We start from the raw sequence: 19,089 nt of genomic DNA, 5'->3' as shown, positions 1-19,089 counted from the left end.
GGGCTGGAGACGGCGCTCGACGCGCTGGCCGAGCGCGGCTGCCAGTTCGCGGTCTGCACCAACAAGCTGGAATGGCTATCCAGGCGGCTGCTCGACCAGCTCGGGCTGTCGGCCCGTTTCGCGGCGATCTGCGGCGCCGACACATTCGGCGTGCAGAAGCCTGATCCCGCGATCCTGCGCCAGACCATTGCCCGGGCCGGCGGCGAGATCGGCGCGGCGATCATGGTGGGCGATGCCGGCACCGATGTCGGCGCGGCACGGCGGGCGGGCGTGCCGGTGATCGGCGTGAGCTTCGGCTATACCGACGTACCGATCGCCGAGCTCAAGCCGGACCGGCTGATTGACCACATGGTGGACCTGCCGGCCGCCGTGGATGCGCTGCGCCCTCATGAGGATCGCAGCTAATTAGCTGATTTTATTAATTTATTGCTGAACCCCCGCCGACAACTATCTGTTGACGGCGGACTGTTGCACTGTTGCGCCACCCTTCCGACACTCTTATGGTCGTCCCGGGGATTGCGGCAGTTGGCCGCAGGTAAGACCGGGCGGGTGGACGATGCGGCGGGTGATCGCGATTGCATGTGCGGGGATGAGCCTTGCCGGCTGTTCCTCGTTCTCCATGGACATGTTCAAATCGACCCCGCCCGAGATCCCGGTGCAGCTGGACTCGACCCCGCCCGGCGCCGACGCCAAGACCTCGCTCGGACCCGGCTGCAAGACGCCCTGCTCGGTTTCCGTGCCGGCGCCCGAGTCCGGCTTCTCCGTCACCTTCACGATGGACAAGTTCCAACCTGCCACCGTGCCGGTGCAGGTGATCCGCACGTCAGGCGATATCACCTCGCCGGCGCGGGTCGTCACCGATCCGAGCCCGGTATCTGCGGAACTGCAGCCGGCAGCGCCGCCGCCCAAGGGGGTCAAGCGGATGCGGCCGAAGCGGACCAAGAAGCCTGCTGCAGCGCCCGCGGCTGCGGCCCCAGCCGATGCCGCGCCGGCTGCGGCACAGCGTTGACCCCAACGCGACGGACGGTCTGAACGACGGCTCGCGGCACGGATTGTGACGCGGCGCGATCATGACTAGATTAGCAGACGACCTCTTGCTGCCGTCGCCCGCACGGCTGCCCGTGGCAATGTTGCCACTGCAAGGCTTCTCATGACCGTTTCGTTGACCGACACCAGCGCGTTGACGCGCCCCATGACCGACCCATTCGGGCGGACCATCACCTATTTGCGCGTCTCCGTCACCGACCGCTGCGATCTGCGCTGCTTCTATTGCATGTCGGAAGACATGACATTCCTGCCCAAGGCCGATCTTCTGACCCTGGAAGAGCTCGACCGGCTCTGCTCGGCCTTCATCCATAAGGGCGTGAAGAAGCTCAGGCTCACCGGCGGCGAACCGCTGGTGCGGCGCAATGTGATGGGGCTGGTGCGCTCGCTGTCACGGCACTTGAAGAGCGGCGCGCTCGACGAGCTGACCATGACGACCAATGCGACCCAGCTCGCCAAATATGCGTCCGAGCTCGCCGACTGCGGCGTGCGCCGCATCAACGTCTCGCTCGACACGCTGGACCCGCAGAAATTCCGCACCATCACCCGCTGGGGCGATCTCGACCGCGTGCTCGCCGGCATCGAGGCCGCGCGCGCCGCCGGCCTGCACGTGAAGATCAACGCCGTCGCGCTGAAGAACATGAACGAGGACGAGATCCCCGCACTGATGCAATGGGCGCATGGCAAGGGCATGGCACTGACGCTGATCGAGGTGATGCCGATGGGCGAGATCGGCGCCGGGCGCATCGATCAATATCTGCCGCTGTCGCTGGTGCGCTCGCGGTTGGCCCAGCAGTTCACCTTGACCGATCTCGATACCACCACCGGCGGACCGGCCCGCTACGCAGCGGTCGCCGAGACCGGCGGTGTGCTCGGCTTCATCACGCCGATGACGCATAATTTCTGCGAGGCCTGCAACCGCGTCCGCATCACCTGCACCGGCACCCTGCACACCTGCCTCGGCCACGAGGACGCCTCCGACCTGCGCAAGCCGCTGCGCGCCTCGGTCAGCGACGAGCTGCTCAGCGAAGCGATCGACCGCGCCATCGGGCTGAAGCCCAAGGGCCACGACTTCATCATCGACCGCCGCCACAACCGCCCCAGCGTCAGCCGTCACATGAGCGTGACGGGCGGCTGATCCGCCGTCGGCTGCGGCTTGCTGCACCAGGTCTGCCACATCATGCGATAGGCGTCCTCGACGGCCCGCGTGTATGAGGCCGGGCTGCAGCGCGCCGCGATCAGCTCTGGAAGCTGGCTGCGGATCGTGCGCAGCTGGTCCGGGGTCGATCGCAACGCGATGTCAGCGTATTGAGCATCATCGCTGGCGATCCAGTCGTGCATGCCGATCGCAGCGAGAAACCCGGCGCCGAGTCGGCTGGACATCCCGTTGCCCAGCTTCGTCACGACAGGGACGCCCATGTGGAGCGTTTCCCAGGTCGAGACTCCTCCCCCGTGTGGAAACGGATCGAGGCAGATGTCGATGAGCCGATAGGCGGTGAGATGCGCCTCGCGCGAGGTCGATCCCATCAGATCGATGCGATCCGACGAAATGCCGCGTGCCGCGAAGCGCTCCAGCAGCCTGCCTTGGATGGTCACATCGTTGAGCAGAGAATCCTTGATCACCAATCGCGAGCTTCCGTCGGACTGCAGAATGGAAGCCCAGACATCGAATACGGCGTTGGACAATCGGCTCGCGCGCGTAAACACGCCATAGGTGATATATCCGTTGGAGATCACGGGTGGCTCGGGGGCACGCAGCGCAGCCGGTGGCGGCTCGATGATCAGTGTGCAAGGCAGGTCATAGACCTGCTCTGCAAAATGGTAACGCACGTCCATGGGCGCCCGCACCGGATCGGAGAACAGGTAGTCCATCGTCGGCAGGCCGGTGCCGGTGCCGTCACCCCACGCCGTGACCTGGACCGGCGCCGGCTTGCGCGCAAAGGTCCGCAGCCGATTGCCGCGCGTGTGTCCGGACAGGTCGATCAGGATGTCGATCCCGTCGGCCCGAATGCAATCCGCGAGCTGGTCGTCGGACCATTGCACGACGTCTCGCCAACCATCGGCCACGCGCCGGAACGAGGCCGTCACGTCGTCCTCGATCGGCGAGGTGGAATAGCAGATCACCTCGAAGCGGGATTTGTCATGATTTTCCAGCACAGGCCGGAACGAATAGGCGGCCGAATGCTGCCTGAAGTCGCCCGACACGTATCCCAGCACGATCCGCCGTCCCGGATCGCGCTCGTTGTGGTGCTGCGGCGGATGCGCCTGTGCGATCTTCGACCCGATGTGGCGCCACCACTGCGCTCGTGCCTCCTGATGCTGCGCAAAGCCGACCTCGCAGAAATCCAACGAGAAGATCCGGCTCACCAGGGCGACCTCGTCTGCCGGGTTGATGGCGAGAGCGCGGTCGAAGAAGGAAACGGCAGCTTCCGCATTGCCGAGCAGCGCCTGACATTGCCCGATCTGGGTCAGCGCCTTGGTAGAGTTCGGCTCGATTGCGACCGCGCGCTGGCAGGCCTCCAGCGCCTCGTTCACCCGCTTGCTCATCATCAATATGTTGGCGCGGCCGAGCCAGCCCAGCGCAAGGCCGGGGTCGAGCGCGATCACCCGGTCGAAATCGGCCAGCGCTTCCTCGTTCCGTTTCAGGCTCAGCAGCGTCTCGCCGCGGTTGATCAGGATCGTGGTGTCGTCCGGCGCCAGCGCGAGCGCCATATTGAATTCGGCGATGGCCTCGTTCGCCCGACCGAGATCCTTGAACGCACAGCCGCGATTGATCAGCGCCCCCAGATGGGTCGGCTTCGCCGCCAGGATCCGATCGTAGCACGCGATCGCATCGACGAACCTGCCGAGATAATGCAGCGCTTCTCCCTTCCCGATCAATGCATCCTGGTGCTGCGGATCGAGCGCGATCGCGTTGTCGTAGCTTTCGATCGCCTCAAGGAAACGCCCGTGCCGCGACAGCAGCCTGCCGCGGTTGAGATGCGCATTGACGAAATCCGGCTTGAACGCAATCAGATTGTCGTAGCAGGCCAGCGCCTCGCCGTCCCGGCGCAGCGCCGACAGCGTGACGGCGAGGGCATAACACGCGGTCGCGGAGTGCGGATCCACCTGGAGCGCGCGCCGCAGCAAGGGTTCCGCAGCGGCGGAATTGCCGCTCTGGTGTTCGCACACGCCGAGCAGATAGAGCGCGTCGAAATGGTTCGGCCACTTTCGGAGGACCTTCTTGTATCCGGCCTGCGCCCTGTCGAGATCGCCGGACCGGTGGAATGCGTTCGCCCGCCTGAGCAGATCGACGACATCGTCGCTCTTCTGGTGGCCTGGCTTTACATTGAGAACGTTCGGCTGGTGCCGCATCGATCACGCTCCCCCACATGCGAAAAAGCCGAGCGTGGCTGCAACGGAGACGCTCGGCGGTTGCGTGGGCGCGTGGCCCGAAGTTGGTAACGACGACTTTCCTGCAATTGTCGGAATATCCCTGGGGAATACCCGCAAAGTCGTTTCGTGCGCGATGTGAAGCATCGACGAGAACCGTAAAGAAATTGTCAACCATGTTTGCCCGCACGAAGGACACGCCCTGGGGGGAGCGAGGTGAAGGTCGGGCCGCGCCGAGACGCGCCGCGTCCATCGCCGCCGCGCCAAACCGCCCTGCCAGAAATGCCCGCCATCGATGAACCGGCGCCACCGGTTTCGCTGAGCTCACCCCATCCGGGGAGTGTCATTCCGGAGACGGCGGCATTGAAACAACGTCGAGGTCCCCCAAGGTACCTTTCCATCCGCATTTGGAGCACTGGACCAGTGCTCCAAACTCATCACCGGGATCGGCGCCCGGCTGATAATCGAAGCCTTCTGTTCTGCACGCGGGGCAGACAAGACCAATGGTTAGTCGCCTGACGATCTTTTCCCAAGCCATTGTGCATTCCCCGAAAAGGGCAGCGGGTAGGATGGGTTGAGCGCAGCGATACCCATCAATTTGATGAACGATGCCGATGGGTTTCGCTAGGCTCAACCCATCCTACTCGCTACTCGCAGTTCGATCACCCGCAGCAACTAATACACAAGGTTGCTGCCCTGTGGCTGCTCGAGCGCGGCGGCGAGCGAACGATATTCGGCACAATCGCTGCCGCAGATCGCTTCGATCCGGCTCAGGTGATATTCCGCCGCGTCGCGGTTGCCCTGCTCGAGCTGCCAGAAGCCGTAATAGTTCCAGGTCAGGACGTGGTTCGGATCGGACTGCAGGGCGCGCTCATACCAGACCTGGGAGAGCTTGTAGTCCCCGAGCTTGCGATAGGAGTAGCCGATGAGATTGGCCACGTTCGCATAGTCATCATGGCCGAGCGCCTTGAGCTGATCGATCGCCGCGACGTAGTCATGGCGATCATAGATCGTGTCATAGGCGTCGCGGTAGCCCTGTTTGAAGGCGGGGTCGTCAAGGAACGACCGCTTGTCGGCCTTCTTGCCCCTGTGTTGCGTGGCTTTCGTATCCGACCGGTTTGAATTGGATGACGGCGGGCTGGGATTGGAATAAGAACTGCCATAGGGATCTCCACCGCCGCCACCCCCGCCTCCGCCGGCCGCGAAGACTTGAGTGAGCGAGGGCGCGCCGGTGAGCGCGATCAGAAGGATTCCCAATGCGACAGGCTTGGTCCGCAGGTTGGTCATGTGTGCCTCCTGTTTGCTGACGCGAGCATTTCCACCAGAGGTGTAACTCCGCACCGAGGGCGGTATTCCGGTTGGAAGTTGCGGGGGATGCAAATGACAAGCGCGACAGATTCTGACAGCGAAGTCAGAATCTGCTCGACCGGCCGCGCCCCGGACCTCGTCGAGGCTGACGTGGCGTAGACCAAGCAAGCAAGTAGGATGGGTTGAGCGCAAGCGAAACCATCACGATGTGGCCGCGGCGGTCGATGGTGGGTTTCGCTTCGCTCTACCCACCCTACGAGCTTGCACTAGCCTAGCCGGGCGCCCAGCCACGCTTCGGTATGATAGGGAAAGCTGATCTCGGCCTCGCGCAGCGCCGGGAAAGCGTCGTGCAGCGCACGCAGGCGCGCCTCGAGCGCGCACTTTTCGTCGTCCGAAAGTGCCGCGATGAAACTCACCGACATCGTGCGGTCGATCACGACCTGATCGAACGTACCGACATGGCTGTTGGCGAACACGGTGCATTGAAGCGGGGTGAAGAGCTCCTGCTGCTCGAACGGCTGGCGCCAGCGGCCGGTGTAGAAGCGCGGGGCGTCGCCCTCATAGGGCGTGATGATGGCCGTGATGGCAGCGACCCAGTCGACGGATTCGTCACGCACGTTCCAGACCAGGCCGAGCTTGCCGCCCGGACGCAAGACGCGGTGGATCTCCTGCAAGGCGCGGCTATTGGCGAACCAGTGAAAGGCCTGGGCGCAGCCCATGGCATCGACCGACCGGTCGTCGAGCGGCATGCTTTCCGCGGTGCCGGCCAGGGCTCGGATTCCGGGACTGGCAAGCGCCAGCCGTTCGCGCATGGCATCCACCGGCTCGACCGCCACAACGTCCGCGCCGGTGCGGGCCAGAAGCCGCGTGAACTTGCCGGTGCCGGCCCCGAGATCCACCACCTGCGCGCCCGGCTTGGCGCCGAGGCTGTCACGGAGCCAGCCGAGCAGCCCGTCCGGATACTCGGGCCGGCCACGCTCGTAGCTCGCCGACTCCTTGGAAAACCCCCGCCGTGCCGCTTCATGAATTGCCATCAGACCTTCCTTCATCCGTCGCGATACGCGTCAGCCCCGTGCGCCGCGCGGCGGCACACTATCGCCCGGCCGCGAAACCGCAACGTCGCGATGCGCATGACGGGATGCTCCGAGGACGCTCTCCCCTGCGCGGCCGAAGCCGCTTCGGCGAGGCGAAGGCCTGGGCATCCATGTCTCTCTTTGCAGAGCGCGCGCAGAGCGGCCAAAGGCCGGGGCGTCTGGCCCCGGCCTGCTCGCGCCGGGACCTGCGCCTAGATCGATCCGACCGATTGCTGCTGCAGGGGCAGTGGGAAATACTGGAAGCCATCGCCGGCCTTGGCGACATGCCCGATGCCGGGCCAGGCGAAGTGATAGGCCAGCAGCGGCGTCCGGTTGGCCGCGAGCATGGTCAGCATCCGCACGCGGCTTTCGGCCGACTGCACCGGATCGGTGTCGAACGCGAATTGCGTGCGCGGACGCTCGAGCAGCAGCACCGGGTGATGCGCGAGGTCGCCGATGTAGCAGAGCTGCTTGCCGCCCGAGTTGATCATGAAGATCGAGTGGCTGACCGTGTGCCCCGGAGCGGACAGCACCGTGATGCCGGGAAGGATCTCCTCATTGTCCTTGTAGAAATGAATGCGGTCCTTCAGCGGCAGCAGGTTCTTGCGCGCCTGAGCCAGGAAGTGCGGACGTGCCGGATAGTTGTCCGGGATCTTGGAGTCGTCAGTCCAATAGGCATAGTCGGGCTCGCCGATGAAGTATTGCGCATTCGGGAAGTTGATGCTGCCGCTATCCGCGATCAGCCCGCCGCAATGGTCGATATGGGCGTGGCTCATCACCACCGCATCGACGCCTGCGGGATCGATGCCGGCCTGCTTCAGCGTGCTCATCAGCTTGCCCGTGCCGTCGCCGAACAAAGTGTCAGTGCCCATGCCGGTGTCGAACAGCACCACGCGGTCACCGAAATTGGCGACCAGCACATTCTGCTCCAGCACGGCGTTGTCTGCCGGGAGGAAGTTGTCGTGCAGCTCGCGGGTGATCTCTTCCTTGCTGATGTTCAAGAAGGCGGCGGCGGGATCGCCGAGCGGCAGCTGGCCATCGGAGACGATGGTGCACTCTGCGTCGCCCAGCTTAAAGCGATGGAAGTAAGGCGCCTGCGGCAGACCGATCGGCATCTTGGCGTGGGCCAGCCCTGACAAGGTCAGCATCGCCCCGGAGGCGGCAATTCCCCCGAGCACCTGACGTCGTGGAATCGAACGTAGTGATGTCGTCATTGGTTCGTTCCTCCAATTTTTGCTTTTGGTCCGACGTTGCGATGGACGGCTTTCCATCTGTCGGCTGTGTCATGCTACCCCTATTTCAGCTTCACCGGAAGTCGATATCATCAAACACAATGACTTGAGGTAGCACGGCAGGATTTACCCCCTGCGCCCCGCGCAGCAATGCAGGCCACGGTCTTGCGTAGAGGTCGAGAAGCCGCGAATATCCAAGCCAACTCAGCAGCAAATCGGGGGGAATTTCAGGACAATGCAGTTTGATGACGTCATTCTCGGTCGCCGAAGCATCCGCGGTTACAAATCTGATCCAGTCCCGAAGGCGCTGATCGAGGAAATCATCGCTTTGGCGATGCGCGCTCCGTCGTCGATGAACTCGCAGCCCTGGAATTTCTACGTCATCACCGGCGAGCCGCTGGATCGGATTCGCGCCGGCAACACCGAGCGGATGCTGGCCGGCGTGCCGCAGTCACGCGAGTTCCGCATCGGTCAGGCCTTTGCAGGTCAGCACCGCGACCGGCAGATCGGCGTCGCCAAGCAATTGTTCTCGGCGATGGGGATCGCGCGCGACGACAAGGACAAGCGCCAGGACTGGGTGCTGCGCGGCTTCCGTCAATTCGACGCGCCGGTCTGTGTCATCGTGACCTATGACCGCGTGCTCGACGGCAGCGACGATACGCCGTTCGATTGCGGCGCCGTGACCAATGCGCTCGTCAATGCCGCCTGGTCGCGCGGGCTGGGCGCCGTGATCAACAGCCAGGGCATCATGCAATCCCCCGTGGTGCGCGAGTACGCCGGAATAGCCGACGATCAGGTGATCATGAAGAGCATCGCGCTGGGCTGGCCCGATGACACCTTCCCGGCCAATGCGGTCGTGTCGGAACGAAAGTCGGTCGAGGAGGCCACGGTGTTCGTCGGTTTCGACGGCTGATCATCCCAAGGGATTGCGGGACAGTAGGATGGGTTGAGCGAAGCGAAACCCATCAATTTGATAGACGATGTTGATGGGTTTCGCTCTGCTCAACCCATCCTACGTTCTGAGATATTCAAGCGCACCTCAACGCTTCGCGCGAACATCGCTCGACGCCTCGCTCGCAAGCATAACGGCTCTGCCCCGTCTGGAACTTCAAGCCGGACGAGGTGGCCGCCATTGAAGCCGGTCTGCGGAACCGGTATGCTCAACCCGAGGCTGCATCGCGCCAACGTCTGCCAGGGGGAGCCAAATGACCCCGATGTCTCGCAGGATTTTCATCGCCTCGCTTCCGCTCGCGGTCCTTGGGCTTGCGTCCGCCGCTCACGCGCAAGCCAATCTGCCAGCAAATGCTGGAGCGACGCTGTTCCAGAACGTACGCGTGTTCGACGGCAAGGGCGCTTCTCTCTCGGCACCGTCCAATGTGCTGATCAAAGGCAATATCATCGCGCGCATCTCGACGGAGCCGATTGCTGCAGAGCCGGGCGTCACCATCATCGTCGGGAACGGGCGAACGCTGATGCCCGGCCTGATCGACGCACACTGGCACGCGATGCTGATCCGGCCGAATCCTGCGCAGGCCATCGTCGGTGATATCGGATACAACAACATTGCGGCTGGCGTTGAGGCGACCGAGACACTGATGCGCGGCTTCACCACCGTCCGCGACGTTGGTGGTCCCGTCTTCGGACTGAAGGCCGCCATTGACGCAGGGTTGATCGCCGGGCCTCGGATATTTCCCTCGGGCGCAATGATCACGGTGACGAGTGGACACGGGGATTTTCGCCAGCTGTCGGAACTGCCGCGGACGGTCGGGGGCACGCTCAGCCGCATGGAGCAGATTGGCGGCAGCATGGTCGCCGACAGCCCGGACGAGGTCCGCGTCCGCGTCCGTGAGCAACTGATGCAGGGCGCCTCTCAGATCAAGCTGACGGCCGGCGGCGGTGTTTCCTCGCCGTTCAGTCCGATCGACGTCTCGACCTTCACGGAGCCGGAGCTGCGGGCCGCCGTTGAAGCGGCCGAGAATTGGGGCACTTACGTGACCGTGCACGCGTTCACGCCGACAGCAATCCAACGCGCCATTGCCGCCGGTGTGAAGTGTATCGAACACGGCTTCCTCATGGACGAGGCCACCGCCAAGCTGATCGCCGAGAAGGGCATATGGCTCAGCCTGCAGCCTCTCCCCGAGGAGTTGAGGGAAGGCTTTGCCCCGGGCTCAGTCCAACGCACCAAGGCCGATGAGGTGTGGCCGGGCATCGCCCGGACCTATGAACTGGCGAAGAAATACAAGATCAAGACGGCGTGGGGCACCGACGTCCTGTTCTCCCAGGCGCTGGCCCAGCAGCAGGGGGCCATTCTGGCCTCGCTTGTCCGCTGGTACAGTCCAGCCGAAGCGCTCGCCATGGCGACCGGGACCAATGCCGAACTACTCGCCTTGTCCGGCAAGCGCAGTCCTTATCCCGGGAAGCTCGGCGTGGTGGAACAGGGTGCGCTCGCCGATCTGCTGCTGGTCGAAGGCAACCCGTTGGAGAATATCGATCTGATCGCCGACCCCGCCAAGAACTTCAAGGTCATCATGAAAGACGGGCGGGTCTACAAGAACGTCCCGTGATCGCGGCCACTCCGGTTGGTCATGTTCCGTGTTGGCCTGTGACCAACGCTGCTCGATTAGGCCCGCGTTTGGCTGCCACAGCAGGCGTCGCGTCTTTGGGCTATGCGCCCGCGGAACTACGGGCAGCCACGCGAGTTGCAGAACCGCCGAGAGGAATGAAGGATGAGCGGCAGTTCCGTTCATCGATCGTCCATCATTGGCAGGATCTTGACGGAGAGAGGCGACAATGAAAGAAACCCTTTTTCTTGCTGGCGCAGTGATCATCGGATGCGCCGCTCCAGCGATGGCAGATGAGTACTACGTCGTGCAGGGACCCAGTCATCACTGCACGATCACCACCACCCGCCCGGCAGACAAGGAAGTCGTGACGCAGATCGGACCGATGGCCTTCACCAGCCGCGTGGAAGCCGAGGACCGCATCAAGCAGACCAAGGTCTGCGAAGACGAAGGCACCGTCGGCAGCAGCAGCACCACCGTGATCAAGGAGCGGTAATAGACCGCGACAATTCTGACCGCGTTCATACGGAAAGGTCGCGCTCGATCGTATCGGCGCGACCTTTTCAGGTCGTAGTTCGTAGGATGGGTTGAGCGCAGCGATACCCATCAATGATGCCCGGCGCGATGGGTTTCGCTGCGCTCAACCCATCCTACGACTTTTTCGTGGGCGCCTGCCTGGGACCGTTCCGTCAGGCTGTTCGATAAACGAAGATCTCCGGATGGCCACGTGAAAACGTTTGACCATACAGCTCAACCTGATCCTGATCTGGTCGCAGCATGGGCCGCGCTTTCCGACCGATGAGTAGCCCTTCCAGCGCGACTCCAAAACTCGGTCCTTCGTAATAAAATGCGTCATGGATCTGACTGGCTCCGAAACATTGCCCAGCTTCGTCGATGAGCAGCCAGCCATGACGATGATGCACCTCAGCAATCCCAACCAGTCTGCTTCTCAGCAGTTCGTTCCATACGGAGACGATCTCCCGATCCCCTTCTAAGAAACCAAACGCCAAATCAGACGTCGCGCATTCCACACCGGGCTCACAACGCCCCACATGAAGGCCACCGAGCTCTTTCAAAATGCGGTACGCCGGATGAGACTGCGGCACCCTGACATCGATGTCGCTTTCGCGGCCGGGCTTCCATCCGGCGGCGACGAACATTGACTGCACGGTTAGCGGAATCTCCAAGCTTTACTCCCGGCAAAACGCAGCCCAGCACTGTCAGCAGTCGTAGGATGGGTTGAGCGCAGCGATACCCATCAGATCAAAGATCCCGGAGCGATGGGTTTCGCTACCGCTCAACCCATCCTACGTGCTACGCGCCGCCCTTGCCTCCTCAGGGAAAGATCCAGTGTTCGAACGCCCGTTGCCGCCAGCGGGTGTGGACATGCCGCCGCGTCGAACCGGCTGAGGCCAGGTCTACAGCTTCTTCTCCATGAAGATACTGAGCGGATCGAGTTCATAACTCCCGAACGGCTGCGTTTCGACATATCCTGCCGAACGATAGAGCTCGATTGCAGCAGGCTGCCGGATGCCTGTTTCGAGCCGCATCAGCGGCAGCCGCAAACCCTCGCACGCTTCTCCAGTTCTTCCAATATCATCCGACCTAATCCCATCTGTCTTGCAGTGGGAGCAACGTACATCCGCTTGATTTCCCCGTATTCGCCCCCACAATCCACAACCGCTCCAAATCCCCTGACGAGACCGTCCGACGAAGCCACCAGAAATGTCGTGCCCGACCGCTTGAGCGACTCCACGTCCAGCAGATGGTTGCTCTCGGCCGGATACAGCGAGTGATAGAAGCGGTCGCTATCTGCCAGCATCGCCTGCACTTGCTCCTGCTCCGGATCTTCCTCACTGATCACAATCGCCATTGTTTCATTTCCTACTCAGTCCACCCCGAGAATTGTGCCGAAAGTCCACCCTGCGCCAAAAATCTCATTTCGCAAGCCGACTCAAGCCGATCCCCCCTGTCCAGTCCTCGCGCGAAAAATATCTCTATTTCGTTTTATCAGAAATTATGGTTTGATCACCACCGTCCCGCCTCGCATGAGGGACGTATCGCGGTCGTCACGGACGTCGGGTGCGGGATGCGGTGGGCGCGTTGGGCTGTAGCGGGATCATCTCGCCGACGAACAGCTTCGATGCGCACGGTCAAGTCGCGCGGTCCTGGCCTCCCGACGCTGAGGTCGCGCTGATGCGTAAGCATCATGCGCAAAACGGTGGCCAACAAGCCCGGCGCACCGGGGAGAACGCGAAGCAGCCGTAAGGCCATCGTGCAGGGAATGCCGGGATGTCTCGGCTGACCTGTGGTGACTGCCGCCTGCTTTCTTTGTTGCAGGCGGGCCATGGGTGCGGCCAGCGCCCGGCATTCCCTGCGCCTCTGCTTCAAGGGGCGGTCGAATTTTCCAAAGCTCGGACGCGATGTGCGCCGCGAGAACGGGGTGTCATATCCGCAAGCCCAGTGGAGTTGCCATGGCATGCACGGACGCAGGCCCGAAATCGAAGCGAATGTCTTTGCCTCGGAAAACATCAAAAACTGCTTGCACGCCGTCATGGCCGGGCTCGTCCCGGCCATCCACGTCTTTGGAAGCGCCGGTAAGGAAGACGTGGATGCCCGGGTCAAGCCCGGGCATGACGATGATGACGAACAAAGCAAACGGTCCAGTCCTCATCCACGGTGGGCCGGCCCTGAGGGCCCGGCATGGCCGCTGGCCGCACCAGGCTCGCCTGATTCACCAACCCCGCGCAACCTGTTGTCCCCGCGTCAATTTGCCCATTTTCCGATTGACGGCGGGAAGCGGCGCTGAAATGGTGCCCCAGCTTTCGAGCCCGCACGGCCGGACAGGCCCCTGCCTATCAACGAGGCAGCCAAGACGCCGAACAAGAGCCGGAAGCGAGTTTGAGGGGGAGGACGTCTCGTTGCCATCGCTCCGAATGAGCCGCCGTGACTTTGCGCAAGCGACGCTTGGCGCGCCGGTGACCTGTCGCGAGCTTGGACGCCGTCGCATACCGGCGATGGGCCCCGGCGAAACCGTGCCTCCCTCGAGCACAGGCCTGCTGACCTGATGCAGCGGCCACGGCGGAGACCCTGATGCGCCCTTTGCTGGCAGTAAGTACGGCCATCGATCAGCTCAATGAAAAGATCGGCTATATCTGCAATGTCCTGGTGCTGCTGGCCTGCCTGGTCAGCGCCATCAACGCCATGATCCGCTACGCCTTCAGCTATTCGTCGAATGGCTGGCTTGAGCTGCAATGGTACATGTTCGCGCTGCTGGTGATGTTCGGCGCTTCCTATACCTTCCGCCGCAATGAGCATGTCCGGGTCGAGCTGCTTTACCTCTATCTGTCCGAGCGCGGCCAGCTCTGGCTCGACCTGATCGGCACGCTGTTCTTCCTGATCCCGACCTGCCTGCTCTTGGCCTATCTGTCCTGGCCGTTCTTCATGCAGTCCTATTCCGTGGGCGAGATCTCCGGCAATGCCGGCGGCCTGGTGCGCTGGCCGATCAAGCTCGTGATCCCCGCGGGCTTCGTGATGCTGGCGCTGCAGGGCGTGTCCGAGGTCATCAAGCGCGCCGCCGCCTTGCGCGGCGAGGTCACGATCGACGCCAAATATGAGAGGCCGACGCAATGATTACGCTGGAGATGATGCCGCCCATGATGTTCGGCGGCCTGGTCCTGGCGATGCTGATCGGCTTTCCGGTCGCGTTCACCTTGGCCGCCGTCGGTCTGTCGTTCGGCTTCCTCGCCATCCATCTCGGCTTCTTCGACCTCAACTTCCTGCAGGCGATCCCGGGGCGCATCTTCGGCAGCGTGCTGTCGAATGACCTCCTGCTCGCGATCCCGTTCTTCACCTTCATGGGCGCGATCCTGGAGCGGTGCGGGCTCGCCGAGGACATGCTGGACTCGATGGGCCAATTGTTCGGCCCGATCCGCGGCGGCCTCGGCTATTCCGTCATCATCGTCGGCTTCATCCTCGGCGCCATCACCGGCACGGTGGCGGCGCAGGTGATCGCGATGGCGCTGATCTCGATGCCGGTGATGATGCGCTACGGCTACAACATCCGTTACATCACCGGCGTGCTCGCGGCCTCCGGCACCATCACCCAGCTGGTGCCGCCCTCGCTGGTCCTGATCGTGCTCGCCGACCAGCTCGGCAAGTCCGTCGGCGACATGTATCTCGGCGCCTGGGGGCCCTCGATCTTCCAGGTGCTGCTGTTCGCCGGCTACACCTTCGCGCTCAGCATCATCAAGCCGAGCCATGTGCCGGCGGTGCCGAAGGAGGCGCGGACGCTGACCGGCTGGGCGCTGTGGAAGAAGTGCCTGATGGGCATCATCCCCTCGGCGGTGCTGATCTTCGTCGTGCTCGGCACCATGATGATGGGCCTGGCGACCCCGACCGAAGCCGGCGCCATGGGCGCGGTCGGCGCCATCGTGCTCGCGGTGATCCACCACAAGGATTTCAGCTCGACCGACCGGACCATCCTGATCGTCGGCGTGATCGCGGCCGGCATCGGCACCATCGTCGCGATGCTCTACACCGAGAACCTCGTCTTCAAGCTCGCCTTTGCCGCGACCTATCTCGCCGTCGCCTGGCTCGGCATCCGCGCCGTGGGGATCCCCGACCTGCGCGACCTGATCAAGCAGGGTTACGAGACCACCATGCGCATCACCTGCATGGTCACGTTCATCCTGATCGGCTCGACCTGCTTCTCGGTGGTGTTCCAGGGCGTCTCCGGCGGCGAGTGGCTGGAGCACCTCTTGACCTCGCTGCCCGGCGGCGTCTGGGGCTTCCTGATCTTCATCAACGTGTTCATCTTCTTCCTGGCATTCTTCCTCGACTTCTTCGAGATCGCCTTCATCATCCTGCCGATGATCGCGCCGATCGCGCAGAAGATCCTGGCGCCGGTGGTGGGACCGGAGGCGGCGCTGATCTGGTTCGGCGTCATGCTCTGCGTCAACATGCAGACCTCGTTCCTGCACCCGCCGTTCGGCTTTGCGCTGTTCTATCTGCGCGGCGTGGCGCCGAGGGAGGTCAAGAGCTCCGATATCTATTGGGGCGCGATGCCCTGGATCGGCCTGCAGGCGATCATGGTGCTGCTCGTGATCGCGTTCCCGATCACGGTGACGGGCCTACTTGACAAGCCGGTCGAGGTCGACCTTAACAAGGTCAAGATCGAGGTGCCGCAGATCGACCTGCCGCCGCTCGATTTCGGCCCGCCAAAGTAGTGACGGCGGGTGTCGGGAATGCCGCAGCAACGGCTCGCACCGCCGCTGCGGCTCTCCCTGCGCTCAGCTCTGCGACCGTCGCGCCATGAAGTTGTCGTAGCCGACTTCCGCGACCTGGAACCAGGAGTAGCAATTGTTGGAGTAACTGGTCAGCGACTCCAGCACCTTCTTGAAGTTGGCATTGGTCGCGGCGACCTCGGCATGCAGCTCCTTGGCCGCCTTGTACGAGGCTTCCATGATCGGCTGCGAGAACGGGTGCAGCTTGGCGCCGCCCGCGATCAGCTTGCGCAAGGCCAGCGGATTGGCGCTGTCGTATTTCGCCATCATCCAGTTGTTGGCGTAATGCCCGGCCTGCTCGAGCAGCCGCTGATAATGTTTCGGCAGTGCGTTCCACTTGTCGAGATTGATCATGGCAAGCAGCATTGGCCCGCCTTCCCACCAGCCGGGGAAGTAGTAATGCGGCGCGACCTTGTAGAGGCCGAGCTTCTCGTCGTCATAAGGACCGACCCACTCCGCCGCGTCGATGGTGCCCTTCTCCAGCGCCGGATAGATGTCGCCGCCGGCAAGCTGCTGCGGCACGCAGCCGAGCTTCTGCATCACGCGGCCGGCGAAACCGCCGATGCGGAATTTCAGGCCCTGGAGGTCGTCGACCGTGTTGATCTCCTTGCGGAACCAGCCGCCCATCTGGCAGCCGGTGTTGCCGGCCAGCAGCGAGACCACGTTGTAGCTCTTATAGAAGTCGTTCAAGAGCTCCCTGCCCCCGCCCAGCATGTACCAGGCCTGGTTGATGCGCATGCTCGGGCCGAACGGCACCGACGAGCCGAAGGTGAAGGTCGGGTCCTTGCCGAAATAGTAGTAGGACGCGGTGTGACCCATCTCGACGGTCGCGCTCTGCACGGCATCGAGAACCTGCAGGCCGGGGACGATCTCGCCGGCGGCAAAGGTCTGGATCTGGAATTTGTTGTCAGTGGCTTCGCCGACGATCTTGGCCATCATCTCGGCGCCGCCATGCAGCGTGTCGAGCGACTTCGGCCAGCTCGTCGTCATGCGCCATTTGATCTCGGGCATCGATTGCGCGATGGCGGGCGCGGCAATCGACGTGGCACCGGCCGCGCCGAGCCCGGTGACCTTGATGAAATCCCTGCGCTTCATGGCGTTCTCTCCCTGTCGGATGATGTGTCTGGATATTTTCCGCGGCCTTCTTGCGAGGCCTGGGTTCCAGTCTGGATCATCCTGTCGCGGAGTGCCATTGCGAAACCGTTCCGCAACGCAAAAGCCCGGCCGCGAGGCCGGGCTTTCGATCGTCTTGCCGATCCAGCGCGATCAGCCGCGGGTGCGCGAGCGGATCATGAAGGTATCGAAGGTGTACTCGGCGACCTGCCACCACAGATATTCGTCGGAGCGGTAGGCCTGCATCGCCTCGATCGACTTCTTGAAGTCGGGGTTCTTGGCGGAGATTTCCGACCACAGCTCGTTGGTCGCCTTGAGACAGGCTTCCAGCACCTCGTTGCTGAAGGGGCGCAGCTGCGTGCCGCCGGCCACCAGGCGCTTCAGCGCCGCCGGGTTCTGCAGATCGTAGCGCGCGGCCATCCAGCTGTTGGCGTTCGCGGTCGCATTGGTGAGGATCGCCTGATAGCTCTTCGGCAGCGAATTCCACTTGTCGAGATTGCAAAAGGCGTGGACGGTCGGACCGCCTTCCCAGAAGCCCGGATAGTAGTAGTACTTCGCCACCTTCTGGAAGCCGAGCTTCTCGTCATCATAGGGACCGACCCACTCGGCCGCGTCGATGGTGCCCTTCTCCAGCGCCGGATAGATGTCGCCGCCCGCAAGCTGCTGCGGAACGACGCCGACCTTCTGCAGCACCTGGCCGGCGATGCCGCCGATACGGAATTTCAGGCCGGAAAGATCGGCAACGGTCTTGATCTCCTTGCGGAACCAGCCGCCCATCTGGGTGCCGGTGTTGCCGCAGGGGAAGCCGATCACGCCGAACTTCTTGAAGAACTCGTTGCCAAGCTCCTGGCCGCCGCCCTGGTACCACCAGGAATTCTGCATCCGCGCGTTCAGGCCGAACGGGACCGAGGCGTAGATCGCAAAGGTCGGATCCTTGCCGACGTAATAATAAGACACCGTGTGGCTCATCTCGACGGTGCCGTTCGCGGTCGCATCCAGCGCCTGCAGGCCGGGGACGATCTCGCCCGCCGCAAAGACCTGGATCTGAAACTTGTTGTCGGTCATCTCGGCCACGTACTTGGCCACTTCGGTGGCGCCGCCGAAGATCGTGTCCAGCGATTTCGGAAAGCTGGAGGTCAACCGCCACTTGATCTCCGGCATCGACTGCGCGACCGCCGGCGAGGCGACCGCGGCCGTTGCCGCCGCACCGGCAGCGGAGACCTTCAAGAAATCACGACGCTTCATCAAGTCTTCTCCTTTTTGGGGCGTTCTTCCCATTTGAAAACGGACGCTCACTCGGTCATGCGCGTGCCCGCATCTGTCCGACGGCGCTTCGGTCGGGGGCCTTTAGCACGGAACTACGGGGGCGGAAACGCGACCATCGCAGGGGGCGACGATCTGCACCTGAGAAAATGCTGCGGCGCGTCACGCGGCAGCGATGGCGCCTTTGAGCTGGTCCCGGACCTGGCCTGCGATGGCACGATAGATCGCCGCGTGCGGCCCTTCGGGCGCGCTGACGACAACCGGGGTGCCGGCATCCGAGGTGGCGCGGATATCCATGTGCAGCGGGACCTCGCCGAGGAACGGCACACCCAGCTGCTCCGCCTCGTGGCGCGCTCCGCCATGGCCGAAAATGTCCGAGCGGGTGCCGCAATGCGGGCACTGGAAGTAGCTCATGTTCTCGATGATGCCGAGCACCGGCACATTCACTTTCCGGAACATCGCAAGCCCGCGCCGCGCGTCGATCAGCGACAGATCCTGCGGGGTCGAGACGATGACCGCACCCTTCAGCGGCACATTCTGCGCGAGCGTCAGCTGCGCATCGCCCGTGCCGGGCGGCATGTCGACGACCAGCACGTCGAGCGTGCCCCAGGCGACGTCGCGCAGCATCTGGGTGATGGCCGACATCACCATCGGCCCGCGCCAGATCATCGCGGTCTGCTCCTCGACGAGGAAGCCGATCGACATGATCGACAGGCCGAAGCGCTGCAGCGGAATCATCTTCTTGTTGNCGTCGAGCCCGGGCTTGTCGTGCAGGCCGGTGAGCCGCGGAATCGAGGGGCCATAGATGTCCGCATCGAGCANCCNNNCNTNNNNCCNA

General features: G+C 63.2%; 18 protein-coding genes and 1 pseudogene (1 of these 19 running past the window's edge). 9 read left to right on the top strand and 10 right to left on the bottom strand.

What is annotated here, in order from left to right; genetic code table 11:
- The 3 genes from BRAS3843_RS08430 to moaA form a co-directional block, all read left to right on the top strand.
- On the top strand, positions 1–405 hold a 405-nt coding region (locus BRAS3843_RS08430; RefSeq protein ID WP_035981145.1), incomplete at its 5' end, for an HAD-IA family hydrolase.
- 151 nt (positions 406–556) lie between these two features.
- A complete protein-coding gene (locus BRAS3843_RS08425) occupies positions 557–1,009 on the top strand; it encodes a hypothetical protein (RefSeq protein WP_035981143.1) in 453 nt (150 codons plus the stop codon).
- A gap of 141 nt (positions 1,010–1,150) precedes the next feature.
- The gene (moaA, locus tag BRAS3843_RS08420; protein ID WP_008968404.1) at positions 1,151–2,182 is read left to right on the top strand and encodes a GTP 3',8-cyclase MoaA; all 1,032 of its coding nucleotides are present in this window, start codon (positions 1,151–1,153) and stop codon (positions 2,180–2,182) included.
- Here the strand turns inward: moaA and BRAS3843_RS08415 are convergent.
- From BRAS3843_RS08415 to BRAS3843_RS08400, 4 genes are all read right to left on the bottom strand, one after another.
- Entirely contained in the window at positions 2,158–4,398 is a 2,241-nt protein-coding gene (locus BRAS3843_RS08415) for a tetratricopeptide repeat protein (RefSeq protein ID WP_008968403.1), read from the bottom strand. The two genes, moaA and BRAS3843_RS08415, sit on opposite strands and share 25 nt — an antisense overlap.
- A 693-nt stretch (positions 4,399–5,091) precedes the next feature.
- Entirely contained in the window at positions 5,092–5,703 is a 612-nt protein-coding gene (locus BRAS3843_RS08410) for a tetratricopeptide repeat protein (RefSeq protein WP_008968402.1), read from the bottom strand.
- Positions 5,704–5,990: 287 nt separating this feature from the next.
- On the bottom strand, positions 5,991–6,758 hold the full coding sequence (locus BRAS3843_RS08405) for a class I SAM-dependent methyltransferase (protein ID WP_008968401.1): 768 nt from the start codon (positions 6,756–6,758) through the stop codon (positions 5,991–5,993).
- A gap of 251 nt (positions 6,759–7,009) precedes the next feature.
- Positions 7,010–8,011, bottom strand: coding sequence for an MBL fold metallo-hydrolase (locus BRAS3843_RS08400; RefSeq protein ID WP_008968400.1), 1,002 nt, complete (start codon positions 8,009–8,011; stop codon positions 7,010–7,012).
- 253 nt (positions 8,012–8,264) lie between these two features.
- On the opposite strand from BRAS3843_RS08400, the gene BRAS3843_RS08395 reads away from it, so the two are divergent.
- The 3 genes from BRAS3843_RS08395 to BRAS3843_RS08385 all read left to right on the top strand — a co-directional run bounded on the left by BRAS3843_RS08395 (position 8,265) and on the right by BRAS3843_RS08385 (position 11,086).
- Positions 8,265–8,942 carry a nitroreductase gene (locus BRAS3843_RS08395; protein WP_008968399.1) on the top strand — a complete coding sequence of 226 codons (678 nt, stop codon included), beginning with the start codon at positions 8,265–8,267 and terminating at the stop codon, positions 8,940–8,942.
- A 301-nt stretch (positions 8,943–9,243) separates the two neighbouring features.
- Entirely contained in the window at positions 9,244–10,593 is a 1,350-nt protein-coding gene (locus BRAS3843_RS08390) for an amidohydrolase family protein (RefSeq protein WP_085966932.1), read from the top strand.
- Positions 10,594–10,819: 226 nt separating this feature from the next.
- Complete coding sequence (locus BRAS3843_RS08385) at positions 10,820–11,086, top strand: hypothetical protein (protein WP_008968397.1); 267 nt, start codon at positions 10,820–10,822, stop codon at positions 11,084–11,086.
- A 193-nt stretch (positions 11,087–11,279) separates the two neighbouring features.
- Here BRAS3843_RS08385 and BRAS3843_RS39495 read toward each other — a convergent pair whose 3' ends face one another.
- From BRAS3843_RS39495 to BRAS3843_RS08380, 3 genes are all read right to left on the bottom strand, one after another.
- Complete coding sequence (locus BRAS3843_RS39495) at positions 11,280–11,777, bottom strand: SUKH-3 domain-containing protein (protein WP_008968396.1); 498 nt, start codon at positions 11,775–11,777, stop codon at positions 11,280–11,282.
- A 231-nt stretch (positions 11,778–12,008) separates the two neighbouring features.
- Positions 12,009–12,140, bottom strand: a complete 132-nt coding sequence (locus BRAS3843_RS42565; RefSeq protein ID WP_008968394.1) for a hypothetical protein — start codon at positions 12,138–12,140, stop codon at positions 12,009–12,011.
- The gene (locus BRAS3843_RS08380) at positions 12,140–12,463 is read right to left on the bottom strand and encodes a GNAT family N-acetyltransferase (protein WP_008968393.1); all 324 of its coding nucleotides are present in this window, start codon (positions 12,461–12,463) and stop codon (positions 12,140–12,142) included. Before BRAS3843_RS08380 ends, BRAS3843_RS42565 begins: the two co-directional genes overlap by 1 nt.
- 474 nt (positions 12,464–12,937) lie before the next feature.
- Here BRAS3843_RS08380 and BRAS3843_RS41395 point away from each other — a divergent pair, with 474 nt between their 5' ends.
- The 3 genes from BRAS3843_RS41395 to BRAS3843_RS08360 all read left to right on the top strand — a co-directional run bounded on the left by BRAS3843_RS41395 (position 12,938) and on the right by BRAS3843_RS08360 (position 15,818).
- A complete protein-coding gene (locus tag BRAS3843_RS41395) occupies positions 12,938–13,399 on the top strand; it encodes a hypothetical protein (protein ID WP_175361095.1) in 462 nt (153 codons plus the stop codon).
- A gap of 284 nt (positions 13,400–13,683) precedes the next feature.
- The gene (locus BRAS3843_RS08365; protein WP_008968391.1) at positions 13,684–14,223 is read left to right on the top strand and encodes a TRAP transporter small permease subunit; all 540 of its coding nucleotides are present in this window, start codon (positions 13,684–13,686) and stop codon (positions 14,221–14,223) included.
- Positions 14,220–15,818: a TRAP transporter large permease subunit gene (locus tag BRAS3843_RS08360; RefSeq protein ID WP_008968390.1), complete on the top strand. Its 1,599-nt coding sequence runs from the start codon at positions 14,220–14,222 to the stop codon at positions 15,816–15,818. Before BRAS3843_RS08365 ends, BRAS3843_RS08360 begins: the two co-directional genes overlap by 4 nt.
- Before the next feature lie 63 nt (positions 15,819–15,881).
- Here BRAS3843_RS08360 and BRAS3843_RS08355 read toward each other — a convergent pair whose 3' ends face one another.
- The 3 genes and pseudogenes from BRAS3843_RS08355 to BRAS3843_RS42105 form a co-directional block, all read right to left on the bottom strand.
- Entirely contained in the window at positions 15,882–16,970 is a 1,089-nt protein-coding gene (locus BRAS3843_RS08355) for a TRAP transporter substrate-binding protein (RefSeq protein WP_008968389.1), read from the bottom strand.
- Positions 16,971–17,141: 171 nt separating this feature from the next.
- Positions 17,142–18,233: a TRAP transporter substrate-binding protein gene (locus BRAS3843_RS08350; RefSeq protein ID WP_008968388.1), complete on the bottom strand. Its 1,092-nt coding sequence runs from the start codon at positions 18,231–18,233 to the stop codon at positions 17,142–17,144.
- A 180-nt stretch (positions 18,234–18,413) separates the two neighbouring features.
- Positions 18,414–19,089 (bottom strand): annotated as a pseudogene (locus BRAS3843_RS42105) (Mrp/NBP35 family ATP-binding protein); its annotated part runs 13 nt beyond the window's last position; the annotation flags it as partial.

Origin of the sequence: Bradyrhizobium sp. STM 3843 (genome assembly GCF_000239815.1) — a bacterium.
Lineage (GTDB): Bacteria > Pseudomonadota > Alphaproteobacteria > Rhizobiales > Xanthobacteraceae > Bradyrhizobium.
This window is presented reverse-complemented; position numbering and strand designations above follow the sequence as displayed.